This is a genomic window from Pseudomonas sp. BW16M2, from assembly GCF_014268865.1.
GTDB lineage: Bacteria > Pseudomonadota > Gammaproteobacteria > Pseudomonadales > Pseudomonadaceae > Aquipseudomonas > Aquipseudomonas peradeniyensis.
Window position 1 is genome coordinate 1 of record NZ_JABWRI010000050.1, and the last position, 18625, is coordinate 18625.

At 65.1% G+C, this 18625-nt stretch carries 22 protein-coding genes; 16 read left to right on the forward strand and 6 right to left on the reverse strand.

What is annotated here, in order from left to right; all coding sequences use genetic code 11:
• Positions 1-60: 60 nt before the first annotated feature.
• From HU735_RS26080 to HU735_RS26115, 8 genes are all read left to right on the forward strand, one after another.
• Positions 61-267: a hypothetical protein gene (locus HU735_RS26080; RefSeq protein ID WP_186716335.1), complete on the forward strand. Its 207-nt coding sequence runs from the start codon at positions 61-63 to the stop codon at positions 265-267.
• 100 nt (positions 268-367) lie between these two features.
• A protein-coding gene (gene prfB, locus HU735_RS26085) for a peptide chain release factor 2 (protein WP_139121065.1) occupies positions 368-1463 on the forward strand; the annotation gives its coding sequence in 2 pieces (ribosomal slippage) (positions 368-439 and positions 441-1463; 1095 coding nt in all).
• A 93-nt stretch (positions 1464-1556) separates the two neighbouring features.
• Positions 1557-3059 (forward strand): lysine--tRNA ligase, encoded by a 1503-nt coding sequence (lysS, locus tag HU735_RS26090; protein WP_186716337.1) that lies wholly within the window; start codon positions 1557-1559, stop codon positions 3057-3059.
• A gap of 208 nt (positions 3060-3267) precedes the next feature.
• Positions 3268-3972, forward strand: a complete 705-nt coding sequence (locus tag HU735_RS26095; RefSeq protein WP_062360515.1) for a TetR family transcriptional regulator — start codon at positions 3268-3270, stop codon at positions 3970-3972.
• A 29-nt stretch (positions 3973-4001) separates the two neighbouring features.
• Positions 4002-4550, forward strand: coding sequence for a hypothetical protein (locus HU735_RS26100; RefSeq protein ID WP_186716340.1), 549 nt, complete (start codon positions 4002-4004; stop codon positions 4548-4550).
• Positions 4551-4642: 92 nt separating this feature from the next.
• Positions 4643-5920 (forward strand): flavohemoglobin expression-modulating QEGLA motif protein, encoded by a 1278-nt coding sequence (locus HU735_RS26105; RefSeq protein WP_110739502.1) that lies wholly within the window; start codon positions 4643-4645, stop codon positions 5918-5920.
• On the forward strand, positions 5892-6815 hold the full coding sequence (locus tag HU735_RS26110) for an alpha/beta hydrolase (protein WP_186716342.1): 924 nt from the start codon (positions 5892-5894) through the stop codon (positions 6813-6815). Before HU735_RS26105 ends, HU735_RS26110 begins: the two co-directional genes overlap by 29 nt.
• Entirely contained in the window at positions 6812-7138 is a 327-nt protein-coding gene (locus HU735_RS26115) for a hypothetical protein (RefSeq protein WP_050704378.1), read from the forward strand. The genes HU735_RS26110 and HU735_RS26115 overlap by 4 nt, the downstream gene beginning before the upstream one ends.
• 28 nt (positions 7139-7166) lie before the next feature.
• On the opposite strand, the gene HU735_RS26120 is transcribed toward HU735_RS26115, so the two are convergent.
• From HU735_RS26120 to HU735_RS26140, 5 genes are all read right to left on the reverse strand, one after another.
• Complete coding sequence (locus HU735_RS26120) at positions 7167-7484, reverse strand: type II toxin-antitoxin system RelE/ParE family toxin (protein ID WP_186716345.1); 318 nt, start codon at positions 7482-7484, stop codon at positions 7167-7169.
• Positions 7438-7722, reverse strand: a complete 285-nt coding sequence (locus HU735_RS26125) for a type II toxin-antitoxin system Phd/YefM family antitoxin (protein WP_186716353.1) — start codon at positions 7720-7722, stop codon at positions 7438-7440. Before HU735_RS26125 ends, HU735_RS26120 begins: the two co-directional genes overlap by 47 nt.
• Positions 7723-7862: 140 nt before the next feature.
• Positions 7863-8651: an OmpA family protein gene (locus HU735_RS26130; protein WP_186716354.1), complete on the reverse strand. Its 789-nt coding sequence runs from the start codon at positions 8649-8651 to the stop codon at positions 7863-7865.
• A 49-nt stretch (positions 8652-8700) separates the two neighbouring features.
• Entirely contained in the window at positions 8701-9114 is a 414-nt protein-coding gene (locus tag HU735_RS26135) for a DUF4398 domain-containing protein (RefSeq protein ID WP_186716355.1), read from the reverse strand.
• Positions 9115-9369: 255 nt separating this feature from the next.
• On the reverse strand, positions 9370-9714 hold the full coding sequence (locus HU735_RS26140; RefSeq protein ID WP_050704382.1) for a hypothetical protein: 345 nt from the start codon (positions 9712-9714) through the stop codon (positions 9370-9372).
• A gap of 144 nt (positions 9715-9858) precedes the next feature.
• On the opposite strand from HU735_RS26140, the gene ppc reads away from it, so the two are divergent.
• The 7 genes from ppc to HU735_RS26175 all read left to right on the forward strand — a co-directional run bounded on the left by ppc (position 9859) and on the right by HU735_RS26175 (position 17005).
• On the forward strand, positions 9859-12486 hold the full coding sequence (ppc, locus tag HU735_RS26145; protein WP_186716356.1) for a phosphoenolpyruvate carboxylase: 2628 nt from the start codon (positions 9859-9861) through the stop codon (positions 12484-12486).
• 258 nt (positions 12487-12744) lie between these two features.
• The gene (adk, locus tag HU735_RS26150; RefSeq protein ID WP_186716357.1) at positions 12745-13395 is read left to right on the forward strand and encodes an adenylate kinase; all 651 of its coding nucleotides are present in this window, start codon (positions 12745-12747) and stop codon (positions 13393-13395) included.
• Positions 13396-13485: 90 nt separating this feature from the next.
• A complete protein-coding gene (tsaB, locus tag HU735_RS26155) occupies positions 13486-14160 on the forward strand; it encodes a tRNA (adenosine(37)-N6)-threonylcarbamoyltransferase complex dimerization subunit type 1 TsaB (RefSeq protein ID WP_186716359.1) in 675 nt (224 codons plus the stop codon).
• 132 nt (positions 14161-14292) lie between these two features.
• Complete coding sequence (locus HU735_RS26160) at positions 14293-14583, forward strand: hypothetical protein (protein WP_186716360.1); 291 nt, start codon at positions 14293-14295, stop codon at positions 14581-14583.
• A 3-nt stretch (positions 14584-14586) separates the two neighbouring features.
• Positions 14587-15456, forward strand: a complete 870-nt coding sequence (locus HU735_RS26165) for a DUF72 domain-containing protein (RefSeq protein ID WP_186716362.1) — start codon at positions 14587-14589, stop codon at positions 15454-15456.
• A 22-nt stretch (positions 15457-15478) separates the two neighbouring features.
• Positions 15479-16309 carry an isocitrate lyase/phosphoenolpyruvate mutase family protein gene (locus tag HU735_RS26170; RefSeq protein WP_186716363.1) on the forward strand — a complete coding sequence of 277 codons (831 nt, stop codon included), beginning with the start codon at positions 15479-15481 and terminating at the stop codon, positions 16307-16309.
• A gap of 6 nt (positions 16310-16315) precedes the next feature.
• Positions 16316-17005 carry an extensin family protein gene (locus tag HU735_RS26175; RefSeq protein WP_186716365.1) on the forward strand — a complete coding sequence of 230 codons (690 nt, stop codon included), beginning with the start codon at positions 16316-16318 and terminating at the stop codon, positions 17003-17005.
• 2 nt (positions 17006-17007) lie between these two features.
• Here the strand turns inward: HU735_RS26175 and HU735_RS26180 are convergent, their stop codons facing one another.
• Positions 17008-17628: an energy transducer TonB gene (locus HU735_RS26180; RefSeq protein WP_186716367.1), complete on the reverse strand. Its 621-nt coding sequence runs from the start codon at positions 17626-17628 to the stop codon at positions 17008-17010.
• A gap of 96 nt (positions 17629-17724) precedes the next feature.
• Between HU735_RS26180 and HU735_RS26185 the strand changes: the two genes are divergently transcribed.
• The gene (locus tag HU735_RS26185; RefSeq protein WP_186716368.1) at positions 17725-18507 is read left to right on the forward strand and encodes a class I SAM-dependent methyltransferase; all 783 of its coding nucleotides are present in this window, start codon (positions 17725-17727) and stop codon (positions 18505-18507) included.
• Positions 18508-18625: the final 118 nt, after the last annotated feature.

Here is an 18625-nt window from a genome sequence, read left to right on the forward strand (position 1 = left end):
TGCTCCCGGGAGGACCGCGCTGCAGGGCCCATCCTGGGCCCCAGCGCTTGACGGGCATCCATGCCCGTCACCTCCCTTCGCAAGGCCTGCGTTCGGCCTCCTGAAGTCGCGAAGGTACGGGCGGCGCCTGGACTGGCGCAGCTGTCGCTAGCTGGGTATGGCGCTAGACTCCTGATCGGCAACGGCAACGGCAACGGCAACGGCAACGGCAACGGCAACGGCAACGGCAACGGCAACGGCAACGGCAACGCCGGGAATCGGGCGTAAAGGGGTTTGCGCCCAGACCGCCCGGCGGGTCTGCCGCCGGACCCCAGACTCGGTTATACTCGCGGGCTTTTCACCGAATTCGCACGAGAGCTGCCCGCCCATGGAAATCCAACCGATCCTGAACACCATCAAGGACCTCACCGAGCGTTCCCAGTCCATTCGGGGGTATCTTTGACTACGATCACAAACATGATCGTCTGGTCGAAGTAAACCGCGAGCTGGAAGACGCCGCTGTCTGGAACAAACCCGAGTATGCCCAGGCCCTAGGCCGCGAGCGCGCCATGCTGGCGCAGGTGGTCGAGACCCTCGATAAACTGTCCAACGGCCTGACCGACTGCAAGGACCTGCTCGACATGGCTGTCGAGGAGGGCGATGAAGGCGCTGTCAGCGATGTCGAGACCGAGCTGCAAGGGCTTGAGGAATCCCTCGCCCAGCTTGAGTTCCGTCGCATGTTCAGCGGCGAGATGGACCCGAACAACGCCTACCTGGACATCCAGGCCGGCTCCGGCGGCACCGAGGCCCAGGACTGGGCCAACATCCTGCTGCGCATGTACCTGCGCTGGGCCGACAAGCGCGGCTTCGATGCCACCATCATCGAACTGTCCGAAGGCGAAGTCGCCGGAATCAAGGGCGCCACCGTGCACATCAAGGGCGAGTACGCCTTCGGCTGGCTGCGCACCGAGATCGGCGTGCACCGCCTGGTGCGCAAGAGCCCGTTCGACTCCGGCGCCCGTCGCCACACCTCGTTCTCGGCGGTGTTCGTCTCGCCCGAGATCGACGACAAGGTCGAGATCGAGATCAACCCGTCCGACCTGCGCATCGACACCTACCGCTCCTCCGGTGCCGGTGGTCAGCACGTCAACACCACCGACTCGGCGGTGCGTATCACCCACGTGCCGACCAACACCGTGGTGGCCTGCCAGAACGAACGCTCCCAGCACGCCAACAAGGACACCGCCATGAAAATGCTGCGGGCCAAGTTGTACGAGCTGGAAATGCAAAAACGCAACGCCGCCTCCCAGGCCCTGGAAGACAGCAAGTCGGACATCGGCTGGGGCCACCAGATCCGCTCCTACGTGCTCGACGACTCGCGCATCAAGGACCTGCGGACCGGCGTCGAGCGCAGCGACTGCCAGAAGGTCCTGGACGGTGACCTCGACCAGTACCTGGAAGCGAGCCTCAAGCAGGGGCTGTAAACCGCACACCACCGCCGCGATACGAGGCCCGGTGCCCGTATCGCGTGCCCTGCCCGACAGGGGCAACGAACACCTGATGGAAAGAATGACGACATGAGCGACCTCAAGACCGAAGCGCAAGACCTGCAACAGGAAGAAAACGCCCTGATCGCCCTGCGCAAGGAAAAACTTGCCGCCGAGCGCGCCAAGGGCAATGCCTTCCCCAACGACTTCCGCCGCGACAGCTACTGCAACGACCTGCAGAAACAGTACGCGGACAAGACCAAGGAAGAGCTGGAAGCAGCCGCCATCCCGGTCAAGGTCGCCGGTCGCATCATGCTCAACCGTGGCTCGTTCATGGTCATCCAGGACATGACCGGCCGCATCCAGGTCTACGTCAACCGCAAGACCCTGCCGGAAGAAACCCTGGCCGCGGTCAAGACCTGGGACCTGGGCGACATCATCAGCGCCGAAGGCACCCTGGCCCGCTCCGGCAAGGGCGACCTGTACGTCGAGATGACCAGCGTGCGCCTGCTGACCAAGTCGCTGCGCCCGCTGCCGGACAAGCACCACGGCCTGACCGACACCGAACAGCGCTACCGCCAGCGCTACGTCGACCTGATGGTCAACGAGGAAACCCGCCACACCTTCCGTGTGCGTTCGCAGGTGATCTCGCACATCCGCAAGTTCCTCATCGAGCGCGACTTCCTCGAAGTCGAAACCCCGATGCTGCAGACCATCCCCGGCGGCGCCGCGGCCAAGCCGTTCGAAACCCACCACAACGCCCTGGACATGGCCATGTTCCTGCGCATCGCGCCGGAGCTGTACCTCAAGCGCCTGGTGGTCGGTGGCTTCGAGAAGGTGTTCGAGATCAACCGCAACTTCCGTAACGAGGGTGTTTCGACTCGTCACAACCCTGAATTCACCATGCTCGAGTTCTACCAGGCCTACGCAGACTACCGCGACAACATGGACCTCACCGAGGAACTGTTCCGCGAGCTGGCGCAGCTGGTACTGGGCAGCACCGATGTGCCGTACGGCGACAAGGTGTTCCACTTCGGCGAGCCGTTCGTGCGCCTGTCGGTGTTCGACTCGATCCTCAAGTACAACCCGGAGCTCACTGCCGCCGACCTGCAGGACGTCGACCGTGCCCGCGAGATCGCCAAGAAAGCCGGCGCCAAGGTGCTCGGCCACGAAGGTCTGGGCAAGCTGCAGGTGATGATTTTCGAAGAGCTGGTCGAGCACAAGCTGGAGCAGCCGCACTTCATCACCGAGTACCCGTTCGAAGTCTCGCCGCTGGCCCGTCGCAACGACGACAACCCGGCCGTGACCGACCGCTTCGAGCTGTTCATCGGTGGCCGCGAGATCGCCAACGCCTACTCCGAGCTCAACGATGCCGAAGACCAGGCCGAGCGCTTCCTGGCCCAGGTGGCCGAGAAGGACGCCGGTGACGACGAGGCCATGCACTACGACGCCGACTTCGTCCGCGCCCTGGAATACGGCATGCCGCCGACCGCCGGTGAAGGCATCGGCATCGACCGCCTGGTGATGCTGCTGACCAACTCGCCGTCGATCCGCGACGTGATCCTGTTCCCGCACATGCGTCCACAGGCCTGAGCGATCTGAACAAGCCGCCTTTCGAGGCGGCTTTTTCATGCCTGAAGCTTTATGTTGTCAGTGCGGGCCTCCTCGCGGGGCAAGCCCGCTCCCACAGTTGCACCGCAGGGCTTGAGCGTTGTGGTGTAACGTGGGAGCGGGCTTGCCCCGCGAGGAGGCCCGCACCGGCAACCCACTGTTCGTGAGGTAAACCAGAGTGACCCCCGCAATGCCCCACCAGGGCGCCGCCGGCATCGCCACCGCCGTCGCCGAGAGCGTGCAGTACCAGGGCCGCAAGACCGCCCGCCAGGGCAGCGAGCAGCGCCGCCAGCAGATCCTCGACGCCGCCATGCGCATCGTCGTGCGCGATGGCGTGCGCGGCGTGCGCCACCGCGCCGTGGCCGCCGAGGCCGGTGTGCCGTTGTCGGCCACCACCTACTACTTCAAGGATATCCAGGACCTGCTGGCCGATACCTTCGCCCAGTACGTCGAGCGCAGCGCGGCCTACATGGCCAAGCTCTGGACCAACACCGAAGGCGTGCTGCGCCAGTTGCTGGCCCAGGGCGACGGCACCCCCGAGGCCCGGGCGCACCTGGCCGATGAAGTGGCGCGCATGCTGGCCGACTACGTCCTGCGCCAACTGAACAACCGCCGCGACTTCCTCATGGCCGAGCAGGCCTTCCGCCAGGAGGCGCTGCTGTGCCCGCGCCTGGCCGAACTGGTGCAGGCCCACGAGCAGATCCTGCTGCATGGCGCGCGACAGATCCTGCAGGTGGTCGGTTCGCGTCAGCCCGAGCAGGATGCCCAGATGTTGACGGCGATAATCGAGCAGATGGAATATCAGGGCCTGCTCAAGGATGCGAATGCGCAGGCCGATGAGCAGATGCTCGCTATCCTTGTCCGATACCTGCAGATGGTGCTGGCCTCGGCCTGAGTGGTGAACGACTTTTCAAGGAGAACCTGATGAAAGCCTGGCGTGTGGTGTTGTTGACCTTGTCATTCCTCCTGCTGGGCGGTTGTCTGGTGACGTTCGACGAGCCGCTGCCGGCCAACCAGCCGGCGCCCAAGGCCCTGCTCGGGCAGTGGAGCAGCAAGGACGCCTGGGGCCAGCCGCTGAAGCTGAGCATCAGCCGCGCCGGCGGCAACACCTACAAGGCGGTGGCCCGTGCCCAGGGCAAGGCCCCCGAGGAATACGCCTTCACCGTGGCCCGGCATGGCAACCGCTGGTACCTGTCGGCCGGCGTGCCCAGGCGCCTGGGCGGCAACTTCCTGATCGGTGGCTTCGAGGTGATCGACGGCAAGCAGCTGGTGGTCTACAACCTCGATGTCGAGCAGGTGCAGCAGGCCGTCGCCAAGAAAGAACTGAGCGGACGCAATACCGAAGTGCCGGAAGATAACGGCGAGGGTGTGCTGATCGACAGCCCCACCGAGCGGGTGCTGGCGTACCTGGACGATCCCGCCAACTCCGATCTGTTCGTCGAGGTGGCGCGCTTCCAGCGTTCCGGTAAATAGCAGTGAGCATACCGGCCTCGTCGCGGGGCAAACCCGCTCCTGGTTGTGGGAGCGGGCTTGCCCCGCGATGAGGCTCCAAGAAGGAGTCCCGCGTGGACGAGTACCAGCAGACCATACGCACGTTGTCCGACCGCATCGTCGCCACCCAGACCCCGATCCGCGTGCTCGACGCGGTGAAATGGGACGACGGCATCCGCCAGGGCTTCCTCAAGGCCAAGGGCAAGGAACCACCGGCAGTGGACCGTGCTTACTACCAGAACCGCCCGCTGTCATTCGACTCCAGCGCGGTGAAGGCCGAGTTCCAGAGCATCGAGCGCGATATCACCCGGCAGTTGGGCCAGTTCAACCCGGTCGGGCAGATCATGCGGCGCATGTGCAAGGAATACCGCATGGTGGTGCGCATGCTCGAGGCACGCGGCACCGAGGACTTCGGACTGATCTCCCAGGAGCTCTACGGCGCCGCCTCCGACGCCTTCCACGCCGGTGATCCGACCCTGGCCGACCTGGGCCTGATGCTCTCGGACTACCTGAACAACATCGACGGTCGCGGCGACCTGAAGGACGAGCCGAAGAACCTCACGGCCAAGGAAGCGGTGGCGATCCTCCAGCGTCGCCTGAACAAGGTGTTCGGCGAGGCCGAGGAGACCATCCGCGTGTTCGAGTCCGATGGCATCGTCGCTGACGCCGCGGCCGGCGCCGACTACATCAAGGTGCGCGCCGACGCCATGTTCAACAGCCGCGATGTGCGCGCCCTGGAGGTGCATGAAGGCCTGGTGCACGTCGGTACCACCCTCAACGGCCTGAACCAGCCGATCTGCACCTTCCTGGCCAAGGGCCCGCCCTCGTCGACGGTGACCCAGGAGGGCCTGGCCATCCTCATGGAGGTGATCGCCTTCGCCTCCTACCCCAGCCGCCTGCGCAAGCTCACCAACCGCACCCGTGCCATCCACATGGTGGAGGAGGGCGCCGACTTCCTGCAGGTCTTCGAGTTCTTCCGCGGCCAGGGCTTCGAGATGGGGCAGAGCTACAGCAACGCCAGCCGGGTGTTCCGTGGCTCGGTGCCCAATGGCCTGCCATTTACCAAGGACTTGTCCTACCTCAAGGGCTTCATCATGGTTTACAACTACATTCAGTTGGCCGTGAAGAAGGGCAAGCTCGAGCAGATCCCGTTGCTGTTCTGCGGCAAGACCACCCTGGAAGACATGCGCACGCTGCGCCAGTTGGTCGAGGAAGGGCTGGTCGAACCGCCCAAGTACCTGCCCGAGCAGTTCCGCGACCTCAACGCCCTGTCGGCCTGGATGTGCTTCTCCAACTTCCTCAACCACCTGAGCCTGGACCGTATTGAAGCCGACTACGCGAACATTCTCTGACGCCTGCCGTCACCTCGCCTTCGGCCTCGGGTTGCTGCTGTTGGGCGGCTGCAGCAGCCTGCTGTTCTATCCCGAGCCCGGCCAGCCGTTCACCCCGGAAAAGGCCCACCTGCAGTACCAGGACCTGACCCTCCACGCCGCCGACGGCACGCGCCTGCATGGCTGGTGGCTGCCCGTGCCGGCGGGTACCGAGGTCAAGGGCACGGTGCTGCACCTGCATGGCAATGGTGGCAACCTGGCCTGGCACCTGGGCGGCAGCTACTGGCTGCCGAAGGCGGGCTACCAGGTGCTGATGATCGACTATCGCGGCTATGGGCTGTCCCAGGGCAAGCCGACATTGCCTGAAGTGTATGGCGACATCGGCGCGGCGCTGGATTGGCTCGACAAGGCGCCCCAGGCCCAGGGCAGGCCGCTGGTGCTGCTGGGCCAGAGCCTCGGCGGGGCCATGGCCATCCATTACCTGGCCCAGCACCCCGAGCAGCGCCGACGCTTCAGCGCCCTGGTGTTCGATGGCGTGCCGGCCAGCTACAGGGCGGTGGGGCGTTACGCCCTGAGCACTTCGTGGATGACCTGGCCACTGCAGGTGCCGCTGTCGTGGCTGGTGCCGGACGGCGACAGCGCGATCAACTCGATCGCCCGCCTGGACAGCCCGCCGAAGCTGTTCTTCCACAGCATCGACGACAACCTCGTGCCGTTGGACAACGGCCTGCGCCTGTACCGCCAGGCGCCGCCGCCCCGGGTGCTGCAGCTTACCCGGGGCGACCATGTGCAGACCTTCGCCGACCCGACCTGGCGCCAGGTGATGCTGCGCTTCCTGGAGGACCCTACCCATTTCAACGGCCTGCGCCGCCTGGCCGAAGTACCCAACTACCCTGACGAGAAGAACAAGCAATGAGTGAAGAACGCAACGCCATCCCGCTGATCCTGACCGGCGTCGGCAGCATCATCGTGACGGTGGGAACCCTCTGGTACTACGGCTACCTGCATTTCGCCAAGCCCGAGGATGCGCTGTTGTTGCAGGATTTCACCATGCTCAAGACCATTCCGGGGGAAGACTACAAGGTCTCGCTGACGCCGGCGCCGCAAGTGGCACAGTGCATCGATGGCGTGCTGGTGCTGTTCGATACAGAGCAAAAGGGCCTGACCGGGGTGCTGGTGGACAACCGCAAACGCGCGGTGCGCTGCATGGGGCAGGAGACGCCGCAGCAGGTGCAGTGAATGATGGGGCTGCTGCAGTGCGGCCCGATCAGTTCAATCGCGCGCTGGCGACTGAATAGACATCGCATCTTTCACGTTTGCCGATCGCAATGACAAGCACTACCACGCGCTGATCAATCACCTGGTAGACCAAGCGGTAGCCGGCTGATCTCAATTTGATCTTGTAGCAATCAGCCATGTTATTGAGCCGGTCTTTTTCAACCCTGGGTCGAGCCAGCCGGGCCTTGAGTTTCTTGGCAAGCTGCAGGCGCAATGTGGGTTCGAGCTTGCGGTACTCCTTGTGCGCTCGTGAATCAAACTCAAGGTTGTAGCTTGCTGTCGCGCTCTGCGTCGGCGATGAGCTCATCGATATCCACCCTCACGGTAGGCCCGCCAAGTCGCTGGCGTACCAGCTCGGCCAGTTGGATATCGTCAATCAGATCCATCATCGCCTCGTAGCGCTCTGGCGGTACTGCGTAGAAGGCGGGCTCGTTCCGATTGAGGATCACCACGGTTTCACCGTGCGCTTGGCGAATGGTGCCCATTGGGTCTTTCTTAAGGTCGGTAATGGATGCTGCCAGATCGGCGAGGACAGGGTACGTCATAGTTGTATCAACCCATTTGTCGAGAAGGGTGGTTGCCTCAGTCTAGTGCTTTTAAAGGTGTCTTCAAAGGTGCTTTTGACGGAAGGTCAAGCATGAAAAAACCCGCCATCAGGCGGGTTCTTTCATTCAGACAGCAGCCCTTATTGGACTTGGCTCACCGCTCGCGGCGCCACCGGCTGGTTGTCGTTGGAGATGGTTACCTCCACCCGACGGTTCTGCGCGCGGCCCGAGTTGCTGCCGTTGTCGGCCACCGGATACTCCTTGCCGTACCCCTGGGCGACGATGCGTGCAGGATCCACGCCGGCTCGTACCAGTGCCATGCGCACCGCGCCGGCGCGGCGCTCGGACAGGGTCTGGTTGTAGTTGGCCGAGCCGACACTGTCGGTGTAGCCCTCGACGATCACCTTGCGCTCAGGGTTTTCCTGGAGGAACTGGGCCAGCTTGGTGACGTTGGGGTAGGCGCTGCTCTTGAGCACGGCCTTGTTGAAGTCGAACAGCACATCACCGAAGGTCACCAGCGTGCCCCGATCGGTCTGCTTGGCGTTCAGGCTGTCCTGCAGCTTCTTGATCTGCGCGTCGCGGGCGTCCAGCTTGGCCTGGGCGCGCTGGGCGGCGGCGTTCTTCAGTTCCGCCTCGGCGCCGCGCAGGGCAATGGTCTGCTTGGCCACTTCGACGCGCTGGTTGGTCAGGTAGGCGAGCTGGTCGACCTTCTTCGAGTCCTCGCGCTCCATGTAGGCCTTGTCGGCCTTGTTCAGCCAGTCCTGGGCGTCCTTGGTCTCGAGCGCGGCCACCTTGCTCGACTGCGGGTCGCTCTGCAGGGCGGAGAAGTTGGTGCGGGCCGACTCCAGGTTGGCGTTCGGGTCGTGGGAGCAGGCGGCGAGGCCCACGCTCAGGGCCAGCAGGGCGGGAATCATGACGTAGTTGCGCATAGTGTTCATCCTTTGATCGTTAACGAAGGCTCATGAGGCTGGGCAGGGCTCATTCGGCGCTGCGCAGGCCTTCCTCGCGTACATCGTTGATGCCTTGACGGGCATCCTGCACGGCCTTCTGGGCCTTGGCCGCCTGGGCCTTGCGCTCGGCGACGCGGGCGTCCCACTCGGCCTGTTCGGCCAGCAGCCTGGCCTGGTCGTACTGCTTGTCGTGCATGGCGATCTCGGCCTTCTTGAACTTGTCCTGGGCAGCCTTCATCTCCACCGCGGCGAATTCGGTGCCACCGGCACTGACCGCCGAGTTGACCGCCGATTGGGTCACGGCGTATTGCTCGGTCGGCGGCTTGCCCGCGCAGCCGGCCAGCACCAGGCTGCTGCCCAGGGCCAGCGCGGCCAGCTTGAGCCCGCGCAGGTGAGTGGAGGAAGGTTGTACGATGCGGGTCTTCATGGTGGTCAACTCCATTGGGTCACTCCTGTTAAACGACGATGCCACGTGGTGGCTATCGCTGTTCCCCTGTGGCCAGCGTCGGGCGCAAAGGCCCGTGTTTACAGGGTTTTGCCGTGATGGCTATTGGCTGTGACCGAGGCGTTTTTTGAATAGTTCAGAAAAATTTGCACGCTAAAGGTATTTTTTTCTGACTAATCAGTCAGCGGAATTTCCGTGGAACTTCCGCTGTGGATGACGGTATGCCGGGTCTTGCCCGGCACCCGGAAAGGCTCAGTGCGACTGCTCTTCCCGCACCCGGCCAAGGGCCTGCAGGTGGCGTCGGGAGAGGGCCAGGAAGCGCGGCGTGGGGCCGATATCCTCGTACAGCGGGTCGCCTTCCTCGTCGGTGGCGATCACCTGCTGGCCCTTGATGTAGGGGAAGCTGGCCTCAAGCTCTTCGAGCGCCGCCGCCACCAGTTCGCCCAGCAATTCCTCGGGGCTGCGCTTGGGGTACATGTCGATCAGCGCGGCCAGGCGCGCTTCGGCTTCCATGTCCAGGTGCAGGACATGGCCGGTGGGGCTCAGGCGGCCGGCGGCGTTCTGTTCCCAGTGCTGGGCGAGTTGGCGAATTTTCATGATGACCTCTGTCAAAGCCTGGTAATGGCATTGCTTCGGATGTCCTGTGTTCACTTTAGTCGCTCTGGCCGCTTCCGGCTTGCCAGGCGCGGGCGCGAGTGGGCACTCTTGGGCGCATACGGTTTCCTGGAGTGGAGAAGGCTGATGAGTGATATCGATCTGCGCTTGCGCGAGGATGTGCACCTTTTGGGAGAACTGCTGGGCGAGACCATCCGCCAGCAGCATGGCGAGGCGTTCCTGCAGAAGATCGAGGACATCCGCCACAGCGCCAAGGCCGATCGGCGTGGGCAGGGCGAGCGACTGAGCTCGACCCTGGGCGACCTGGCCGAGGAGGACCTGCTGCCGGTGGCGCGGGCGTTCAATCAGTTTCTCAACCTGGCCAACATCGCCGAGCAGTACCAGCTGATCCGGCGCCGCGATGCCGACCAGCCCGAGCCGTTCGAGGCGCGGGTGCTGCCGGAACTGCTGGCGCGGCTGAAGGCGGCGGGCCACGGCAACGATGAGCTGGCTCGGCAATTGGCCAGGCTGAACATCGAGTTGGTGCTTACCGCCCATCCCACCGAGGTGGCCCGCCGCACCCTGATCCAGAAGTACGACGCCATTGCCGCGCAACTGGCCGCGCAGGACCACCGCGACCTCGTTCCCGGCGAGCGCCAGCAGGTACGCGAACGCTTGCGCCGCCTGATCGCTGAAGCCTGGCACACCGAGGAGATCCGTCGCACCCGGCCGACCCCGGTGGATGAAGCCAAGTGGGGCTTCGCGGTCATCGAACACTCGTTGTGGCAGGCGATTCCCAACCACCTGCGCAAGGTCGACGCGGCCTTGTTCGAGGCCACCGGGCTGCGCCTGCCGCTGGAGTCGGCGCCGGTACGCTTCGCCTCCTGGATGGGCGGTGATCGCGACGGCAACCCCAATGTCACGGCGACGGTCACTCGCGAAGTCCTGCTGCTGGCGCGCTGGATGGCCGCCGACCTGTTCCTGCGCGATATCGACGGCCTGGCCGCTGAACTGTCCATGCAGCAGGCCAGCGCCGCGCTGAAGGACAAGGTCGGCGACAGCGCCGAGCCTTATCGCGCCCTGCTCAAGCAGCTGCGTGACCGCCTGCGCGCCACCCGCGCCTGGGCCCATGCCTCGCTGACGAGCACGCAGCCGGCCAGCGCCGCGGTGCTGGTGGACAATCGCGAGCTGATCGCGCCGCTGGAGCTGGCCTACCAGTCGCTGCATGAATGCGGCATGGGTGTGATCGCCGACGGCCCGTTGCTCGACTGCCTGCGCCGGGCGGTGACCTTCGGTCTGTTCCTGGTGCGCCTGGACGTGCGCCAGGATGCCGCCCGCCACCGCGACGCGCTGTCGGAAATCACCGACTACCTCGGCCTCGGTCGCTATGCCGAGTGGGACGAGGAGCGCCGCATCACGTTCCTTCAGGCTGAGCTGAAAAACCGTCGCCCGCTGTTGCCGGCGCACTTCCAGCCCCAGGCCGAGACCGCCGAGGTGCTCGCCACCTGCCGCGAAATCGCCGCCGCGCCTGCGGCGTCGTTGGGGTCGTACGTGATCTCCATGGCCGGCGCGGCCTCCGATGTGCTGGCGGTGCAGTTGCTGCTGAAGGAGGCCGGGCTGACCCGGTCGATGCGCGTGGTGCCGCTGTTCGAGACCCTGGCCGACCTGGACAACGCGGGCCCGGTGATGGAACGCCTGCTTGGTTTGCCGGGCTACCGCGCCGGCTTGCAAGGGCCGCAGGAGGTGATGATCGGCTATTCCGACTCGGCCAAGGATGCCGGCACCACCGCGGCGGCCTGGGCCCAGTACCGCGCTCAGGAGAACCTGGTGCGCATCTGCCGCGAGCATCAGGTCGAGCTGCTGCTGTTCCATGGTCGGGGCGGCACGGTCGGGCGCGGCGGCGGCCCGGCCCACGCGGCGATCCTGTCGCAACCGCCGGGCTCGGTGGGCGGGCGTTTCCGCACCACCGAGCAGGGCGAGATGATCCGTTTCAAGTTCGGCTTGCCGGGTATTGCCGAGCAGAACCTCAACCTCTACCTGGCCGCCGTGCTGGAGGCGACCCTGTTGCCGCCGCCACCGCCGGAGCCGGCCTGGCGCGCGTTGATGGACCAGCTGGCCGCCGATGGCGTCAAGGCCTACCGCGGCGTGGTACGCGAGAATCCGGACTTCGTCGAATACTTCCGTCAGTCCACCCCCGAGCAGGAGCTCGGTCGCCTGCCGCTGGGCAGCCGCCCGGCCAAGCGCCGCGCCGGGGGTATCGAGAGCCTGCGGGCGATTCCGTGGATCTTCGGCTGGACCCAGACAAGGCTGATGCTGCCGGCCTGGCTGGGCTGGGAAACGGCGTTGAACAATGCCCTGGCACGCGGGCAGGGGGCGCTGCTGGCGCAGATGCGCGAGCAATGGCCGTTTTTCCGCACCCGCATCGACATGCTGGAGATGGTCCTGGCCAAGGCCGATGCACAAATCGCCGAGGCCTACGACGAACGTCTGGTGCAACCCGAACTGCTGCCGTTGGGCGCGCACCTGCGCGACCTATTGTCGCAGTCGTGCCAGGTGGTACTGGGCCTGACCGGGCAGCCGGTGCTACTGGCGCACAGCCCGGAAACCCTGGAATTCATCCGCCTGCGCAACACCTACCTGGACCCGTTGCACCGCCTGCAGGCCGAGCTGCTGGCGCGCTCGCGCCGCCGTGAAGCCGCTCTGGACAGCCCGTTGGAGCAGGCCTTGCTGGTGACCGTGGCGGGGATCGCGGCAGGTTTGCGCAATACCGGCTGAGGTCGTTCGAGACCGGTCTCGGTGATTGGCGGGGTTGCTCCTGCGCCAACCCCCGACGGCCGGTTGCGCCGGGCGCAACCAGTGCCCCGGCCAGCGGCGGGCGGCCCGTTCCTGGCACTTTTGGACGCTTGTCGGGGGGACGGGCGCTGTGTATCTTGAGCAGCCTTTTGACCGATTTTACGGTCTCGTCCGATTTTCCGGAGTTGGCCTTGTGCGCCGAATCCGTTGATTTGCAAAGAAAAATATGAGGAGCACAAGATGCGCGTAATTCTGCTGGGAGCTCCCGGGGCCGGTAAAGGTACTCAGGCAAAGTTCATCACCGAGAAGTTCGGTATTCCGCAGATCTCCACCGGTGACATGCTGCGTGCCGCCGTCAAGGCCGGCACCCCGCTGGGCCTGGAGTTGAAAAAGGTCATGGATGCCGGCCAGCTGGTCTCCGACGAGCTGATCATCAGCCTGGTCAAGGAGCGCATCGCTCAACCGGACTGCGCCAAAGGCTGCCTGTTCGACGGCTTCCCGCGCACCATCCCGCAAGCTGAAGCCATGGTCGCCGCCGGTGTCGACATCGACGCGGTGGTCGAGATTGCCGTGGACGACGAAGAAATCGTCGGCCGCATGGCCGGTCGCCGCGTGCACCTGGCCTCGGGCCGCACCTACCACATCCAGTACAACCCGCCGAAGGTGGCAGGCAAGGATGACGTCACCGGCGAAGACCTGATCCAGCGCGACGACGACAAGGAAGAAACCGTGCGTCACCGCCTGTCGGTCTACCATAGCCAGACCAAGCCGCTGGTGGACTTCTACCAGAAGCTGTCGGCCGCCAACGCCGGCAAGCCGAAGTACAGCCACATCGAAGGCGTCGGCTCGGTCGAGTCGATCACCGCCAAGGTGCTGGCAGCCCTGAGCTGATCCATCACCGTGCGTCACGACGGCCCGCTTGCGGGCCGTTGTCGTTTATACTGCCGCTCTTTTTCCCCTGTCGCCTGGATACCTCGTTCGATGACCACCTTGCTGGCCCTGGATACCGCCACCGAAGCCTGTTCCGTCGCGCTGCTGCACGACGGCAAGGTGACCAGCCACTACGAGGTGGCCCCACGCCTGCACGCGCAGAAGCTGTTGCCGATGATCAAGCAACTGCTGGCCGACTCGGGCGTGGCGCTGGGCGCGCTGGACGCCATCGCCTTCGGTCGTGGCCCGGGCGCTTTCACCGGCGTGCGTATCGCCATCGGCGTGGTCCAGGGGCTGGCTTTCGCCCTCGAGCGTCCGGTGCTGCCGGTGTCCAACCTGGCGGCCCTGGCCCAGGGCGCGCTGCGTGAGCGGGGCGTGCAGCAGGTGGCCGCGGCCATCGATGCGCGCATGGACGAGGTGTACTGGGGCTGCTATCGCGCCGAGCAGGGTGAGATGCGCCTGATCGGCCAGGAAATGGTGCTGCCACCCGAGCGGGTTGCGCTGCCGCAAGACCTGGATGGCAAGTGGTTCGGCGCCGGCACCGGTTGGGGCTATGCCGAGCGGCTAGCCGTGCAGGTTGCGGCCAGCGATGCCGTTGCCTTGCCCAATGCCCTGGACATCCTTGCCCTGGCTGGCTTCGCCTGGGCGCGGGGCGAGACGGTCGCCGCCGAGCAGGCGCAACCGGTGTACCTGCGCGATAATGTAGCTACGCCCAAGGCGCGTTGAATGCAGTTCGTCGGCTATCGCCGTTCACGATAAAACCTTTTGCGCGTTCTGTGGTCCAGTTATCAGTTCGGGCATTAGCGAAGGATTCCTGATGCTGCTAAATTGCCATCATTGATCCTGAGTGCCCCTGTCATGCGTATCGACGGCTTCTCCTCACAGAGCTACCCCATCAAGCGTGCGCCTCGCAAGGCGCCGGCGCGTGGCGAAGCCATCGACGAAGCCGATGCCGAGATCATCGAGGACATCGACGCGCAGGTCAGCCGTGCCAGCCGTCGCGGCGAGAACCTGCCGGCCCGCCAGCAGGACTTGATCTACCCCCGCGCCCGCGACCGGCGTACCTCCACGGCGCTGGCCAGCTACCTGACCACTGCCGGCTTCACCGACTGGGAGATGGAAGTGCTGGGGCTGGACCTGTACATTTGATGGATGACGCCATCACCCCTCCCTTATTTCCTCGGTTGCCCGTCCTGGGCTGAAAACGCCTGGCGCGAGTACCTGTACCCCGCCGACGCCCGCACCAGCGAGTTCCTCGGGCTGTACAGCCAGGTATTCAACGCCGTCGAAGGCAACACCACGTTCTATGCCCGCCCCGCGCCGACAACGGTCGAGCGTTGGGCGCAGATCATGCCGATGGGGTTTCGCTTTACCGCCAAGTTTCCCGGGGATGTCAGCCACGCGGGCGACCTGCGCGAGCAGCTCGACTCGGCGCTGGACTTCACCCGGCTGATGGCCCCCTTGGGCGAGCGCGTGTCGCCTTACTGGCTGCAGTTGCCGGCGATGTTCGGCCCGGCGCGCCTGGGCGAGCTTGCGCACTTTCTCGATGAGATCGGCGTGCCGGTGGCGGTGGAGGTGCGCAACGACGCGTTCTTTGCCCGTGGTGAGGAGGAGCGTCAGCTCAACCGCCTGTTGCATGAACGCGGTGTCGAGCGCATCTGCCTGGACCCGCGTGCGCTGTTCAGCTGCGCCTCGCGCGAACCCGCCGTGCTCCATGCCCAGGCCAAGAAGCCCAAGGTGCCGCCGCGCCCGGCAGCCTTTACCCAACATCCGCAGGTGCGCTTCATCGGCCATCCCGAGCTCGAGGCAAACGAACGCTTTCTCACGCCCTGGGTGGACAAGGTCGCCGCCTGGATTGAGGAGGGGCGCCGCCCGTATGTATTCCTGCATACCTCGGACAACCGCTTGGCCGCGGCACTGGCCCAACGTTTTCACCAGCGCCTGATGACCCTGTTGCCAGGCTTGGCGTCGCTGCCTGAATTGCCGCGCGCCCCTGAGGTCGAACAACTGGGGCTACTGTGATCTGACTGTCGGAGGTTGAACCATGGATGTGCAAACCCTGCGAGCCGAGGCCTTCAAGGCACTGCATGAGCGTGATGGCGCGTTCGTCATTCCCAACCCGTGGGATGCCGGCTCCGCACGGATGCTGGCCAGCCTGGGTTTCGAGGCGCTGGCCACGACCAGTGCCGGTTTGGCGTTCAGCCTCGGGCGGCCGGATGCCGAAGGCGCGCTGACGCTCGAGGAGACCCTCGACAATGCCCACGCCATCGTCGACGCCACGCCGTTACCGGTGGCGGCTGATCTGGAAAATGGTTTCGGCGATTTGCCGGAAGACTGCGCGCAGACCATCCTGCGCGCTGCCGAGGTGGGGCTGGTGGGTGGCTCGATCGAGGATGCCAGCGGGCGCAACGACGCGCCGATCTACGATTTCGAACTCTCCGTGGCACGGGTGCGCGCCGCCGTCGTGGCCGCCCGCAGCCTGTCCTTCCCCTTCACCCTCTGTGCCCGCGCCGAGAACCTGCTGCACGGGCGTCTCGACCTGGACGACACCATCCGCCGGTTGCAAGCCTATGCCGAGGCCGGAGCGGACGTGCTGTACGCGCCCGGTCTGCGCAGCGTCGACGAGATCCGGGCGGTGGTGCAGGCTGTCGCGCCCAGGCCTGTGAATGTGCTGATGGGCATGCCGGGGGTGACGTTGAGCGTGAATCAGCTGCAGGACCTTGGCGTGAAGCGCATCAGTGTCGGCTCCTCGCTGGCGCGGGTGGCGTTGGGCGCTTTCCAGCGGGCCGCGCTGGAGATCCGTGAGCAGGGCACCTTCGGCTATGGCGAGCAGGCTCTGCCATTTGCCCAGCTCAATGACTTGTTCCGCCGTTGAGGGCCCATGGGTAGAGCGTTGACTGCGTTGGTCAGCCTGCTGTTGGTTGTGCTGCTCGCCTGGTTGATGGGCTGGCGCCCGCCGGCTGCCTGGAACCCCTGGGCCGCTCTGGATGTTCGGCAGCCCCCGAATCTGCTGACGCCTTACAAGCTGTCGCGTCTGGGCGACGATCCCGAGCTATGCCGCCAGGCGTTGCAGACCACCACGCTGCGTTATCGCCAGCAGAGTGACAGCCCGGCGCAGGCCGCTTGCCCGTTGCGCAACGTCTGGCGTGTGGAGGGCGGGCAGGCGCGCTTGAGCAGCAGTTTCCTCGCCAGTTGTCCGCTGGCGGTGGCCTATGCATTGTTCGAAATGCATGGATTGCAGCCGGCGGCGCAGCGGGTGTTTGGTCAGCCGGTGACCCAGGTCGATCATCTGGGCAGTTTCGCCTGCCGCAATGTCTACCACCGCAAGCAAGGCCGGCTCAGCCAGCATGCCACGGCCAATGCGCTGGATATCAGTGGTTTTCGTCTGAAGGATGGCCAGCGCATTGTGCTGGCCCAGGACTGGCAGGGAGAAGGCCCCAAGGCTGAGTTCCTGCGGCAAGTGCAGGCGGCGGCCTGCGAAAGCTTCAGCACGGCTTTGGGGCCGGACTACAACGCCGCGCACCACAACCACTTTCACCTGGACATGGGCTTCTGGCAGATCTGCCGTTGAATTCAGGCGTGGACGCGCACGTTGTTCAGCACCACCGGGCGCGCCCAGTGGATATCGAACTCCAGGTCGTTCTGCTGCTTGGCCAGTGTCTGCTCGTCGAAGGGTTCGGGCGCAGGGTCGAGCAGGTTGGTCTCGAACTCGGCGATCGGCAGGAACAGCGGCCGTGGCGATGGGCCGGGGCCGGGCTCGGCGGTGGGGTGGCCCTGGCTCATGACCACCGGGCGCAGCCAGCTGTTGCTGATGTCGAGCTGGCGCTGTTGCTCGATCAGTTCGACGGTGTCGAAGGGCTCGGGGGCGGGCGGCAGCAGCTTGGCTTCGAGTTCTGCCTTGGGCAGGAACAGCGGCTCGGGCGGGGCAACCTCGGTGTCATGAACCGGCAGGGCGCGCTGGGCGTCGATCAGGGCCAGGGCACGGGCGCCGCCGACCGGTTCGCCGCTGTCCTGGTCGCACTGCATCAGCGCCTGGCTGAAGGTGTCGACTTCGCCTTGCGACTGCTCTGCCATGGCCTGGGCGAAGAAATCCTGCCACAGGTGGCTTACGCCCCCCAGTGCCTGGGTATTCTGTCGACCGTAGTTGCCGACGGGCGACAAGTAGGTCAAGCCGATGGGAAGAGTGTCTGACATGGCAGTCGCGGACGTTGAGCTCTGGCAGAATAGCGGGATATTGCCTGTATCGGCTCTGGCCGGGGTTTCATTAATTTATTTCGAGTGCGGGAACGGATGGTAGAGCAGCAGCAGGGCGCAGGTATCAGGGTTGAGGCACTGGCCCCGCAGTTCCAGGCGCAGGCCGAGGCATGGGCCGAGCGGCTGGGCTTGCCGTTGGTCGATGAAGCCGCGGAGTTCGCCGTGCAGCTGGGGGGCGAGGGGCTGCAGATCCAGCAGCTCGGGCCGCAGGCGCCGGGGCCGGTGCGGGTGGATTTCGTCGAGGGGCAGGCGGCGCACCGGCGGTTGTACGGGGGTGGCAATGGGCAGATGATCGCCAAGGCCGTGGGCATCGCCCAGGGCGTGCGGCCGCAGGTGCTCGACGCTACGGCGGGGCTGGGCAAGGATGCGTTCGTGCTGGCCAGCCTGGGTTGCCAGATGACCCTGATCGAGCGTCAGCCGTTGATTGCCGCGCTGCTGGAAGATGGGCTGGCGCGGGCGCGTGGAGATGAGGAGATTGCTCCGATCGTTGCGCGCATGCGCTTGCTGACTGGTAATGCGATCGAGCGGATGCGGGCTTGGGAGGGGGAGGCGCCGCAGGTGATCTACCTCGATCCGATGTTTCCGCATCGGGACAAGAGTGCCTTGGTGAAGAAGGAAATGCGGGTGTTCAGGCCTTTGGTCGGCGATGACCTGGATGCGCCGGCTTTGCTCGAGGCGGCTTTGGCGCTCGCCACGCATCGGGTGGTGGTCAAGCGGCCGCGCAAGGCGCCAATTATCGAGGGGGCCAAGCCGAGTCATAGTCTGGAGGGGAAATCGAGTCGGTATGATATATATCCCAAGAAGGCTCTGAAGGCTTGACTGTTGGTTGGTTGGTTGGTTGGTTGGTTGGTTGGTTGGTTGGTTGGTTGGTTGGGGTGTTTGTTTTTGAAGTTGTAGGCGCATTCATTTGCGATGTCGACGCTTATTCACCTTTCCG

Excerpts from the sequence above, each read along its gene's own strand:
- HU735_RS26080 (WP_186716335.1), top strand. The coding sequence starts at position 61 with ATGCCCGTCACCTCCCTTCGCAAGGCCTGCGTTCGGCCTCCTGAAGTC.
- lysS (WP_186716337.1), top strand. The coding sequence starts at position 1,557 with ATGAGCGACCTCAAGACCGAAGCGCAAGACCTGCAACAGGAAGAAAAC.
- HU735_RS26095 (WP_062360515.1), top strand. The coding sequence starts at position 3,268 with ATGCCCCACCAGGGCGCCGCCGGCATCGCCACCGCCGTCGCCGAGAGC.
- HU735_RS26100 (WP_186716340.1), top strand. The coding sequence starts at position 4,002 with ATGAAAGCCTGGCGTGTGGTGTTGTTGACCTTGTCATTCCTCCTGCTG.
- HU735_RS26115 (WP_050704378.1), top strand. The coding sequence starts at position 6,812 with ATGAGTGAAGAACGCAACGCCATCCCGCTGATCCTGACCGGCGTCGGC.
- HU735_RS26120 (WP_186716345.1), bottom strand. The coding sequence starts at position 7,484 with ATGAGCTCATCGCCGACGCAGAGCGCGACAGCAAGCTACAACCTTGAG.
- HU735_RS26125 (WP_186716353.1), bottom strand. The coding sequence starts at position 7,722 with ATGACGTACCCTGTCCTCGCCGATCTGGCAGCATCCATTACCGACCTT.
- HU735_RS26130 (WP_186716354.1), bottom strand. The coding sequence starts at position 8,651 with ATGCGCAACTACGTCATGATTCCCGCCCTGCTGGCCCTGAGCGTGGGC.
- HU735_RS26135 (WP_186716355.1), bottom strand. The coding sequence starts at position 9,114 with ATGGAGTTGACCACCATGAAGACCCGCATCGTACAACCTTCCTCCACT.
- HU735_RS26140 (WP_050704382.1), bottom strand. The coding sequence starts at position 9,714 with ATGAAAATTCGCCAACTCGCCCAGCACTGGGAACAGAACGCCGCCGGC.
- ppc (WP_186716356.1), top strand. The coding sequence starts at position 9,859 with ATGAGTGATATCGATCTGCGCTTGCGCGAGGATGTGCACCTTTTGGGA.
- adk (WP_186716357.1), top strand. The coding sequence starts at position 12,745 with ATGCGCGTAATTCTGCTGGGAGCTCCCGGGGCCGGTAAAGGTACTCAG.
- tsaB (WP_186716359.1), top strand. The coding sequence starts at position 13,486 with ATGACCACCTTGCTGGCCCTGGATACCGCCACCGAAGCCTGTTCCGTC.
- HU735_RS26160 (WP_186716360.1), top strand. The coding sequence starts at position 14,293 with ATGCGTATCGACGGCTTCTCCTCACAGAGCTACCCCATCAAGCGTGCG.
- HU735_RS26165 (WP_186716362.1), top strand. The coding sequence starts at position 14,587 with ATGACGCCATCACCCCTCCCTTATTTCCTCGGTTGCCCGTCCTGGGCT.
- HU735_RS26170 (WP_186716363.1), top strand. The coding sequence starts at position 15,479 with ATGGATGTGCAAACCCTGCGAGCCGAGGCCTTCAAGGCACTGCATGAG.
- HU735_RS26175 (WP_186716365.1), top strand. The coding sequence starts at position 16,316 with ATGGGTAGAGCGTTGACTGCGTTGGTCAGCCTGCTGTTGGTTGTGCTG.
- HU735_RS26180 (WP_186716367.1), bottom strand. The coding sequence starts at position 17,628 with ATGTCAGACACTCTTCCCATCGGCTTGACCTACTTGTCGCCCGTCGGC.
- HU735_RS26185 (WP_186716368.1), top strand. The coding sequence starts at position 17,725 with ATGGTAGAGCAGCAGCAGGGCGCAGGTATCAGGGTTGAGGCACTGGCC.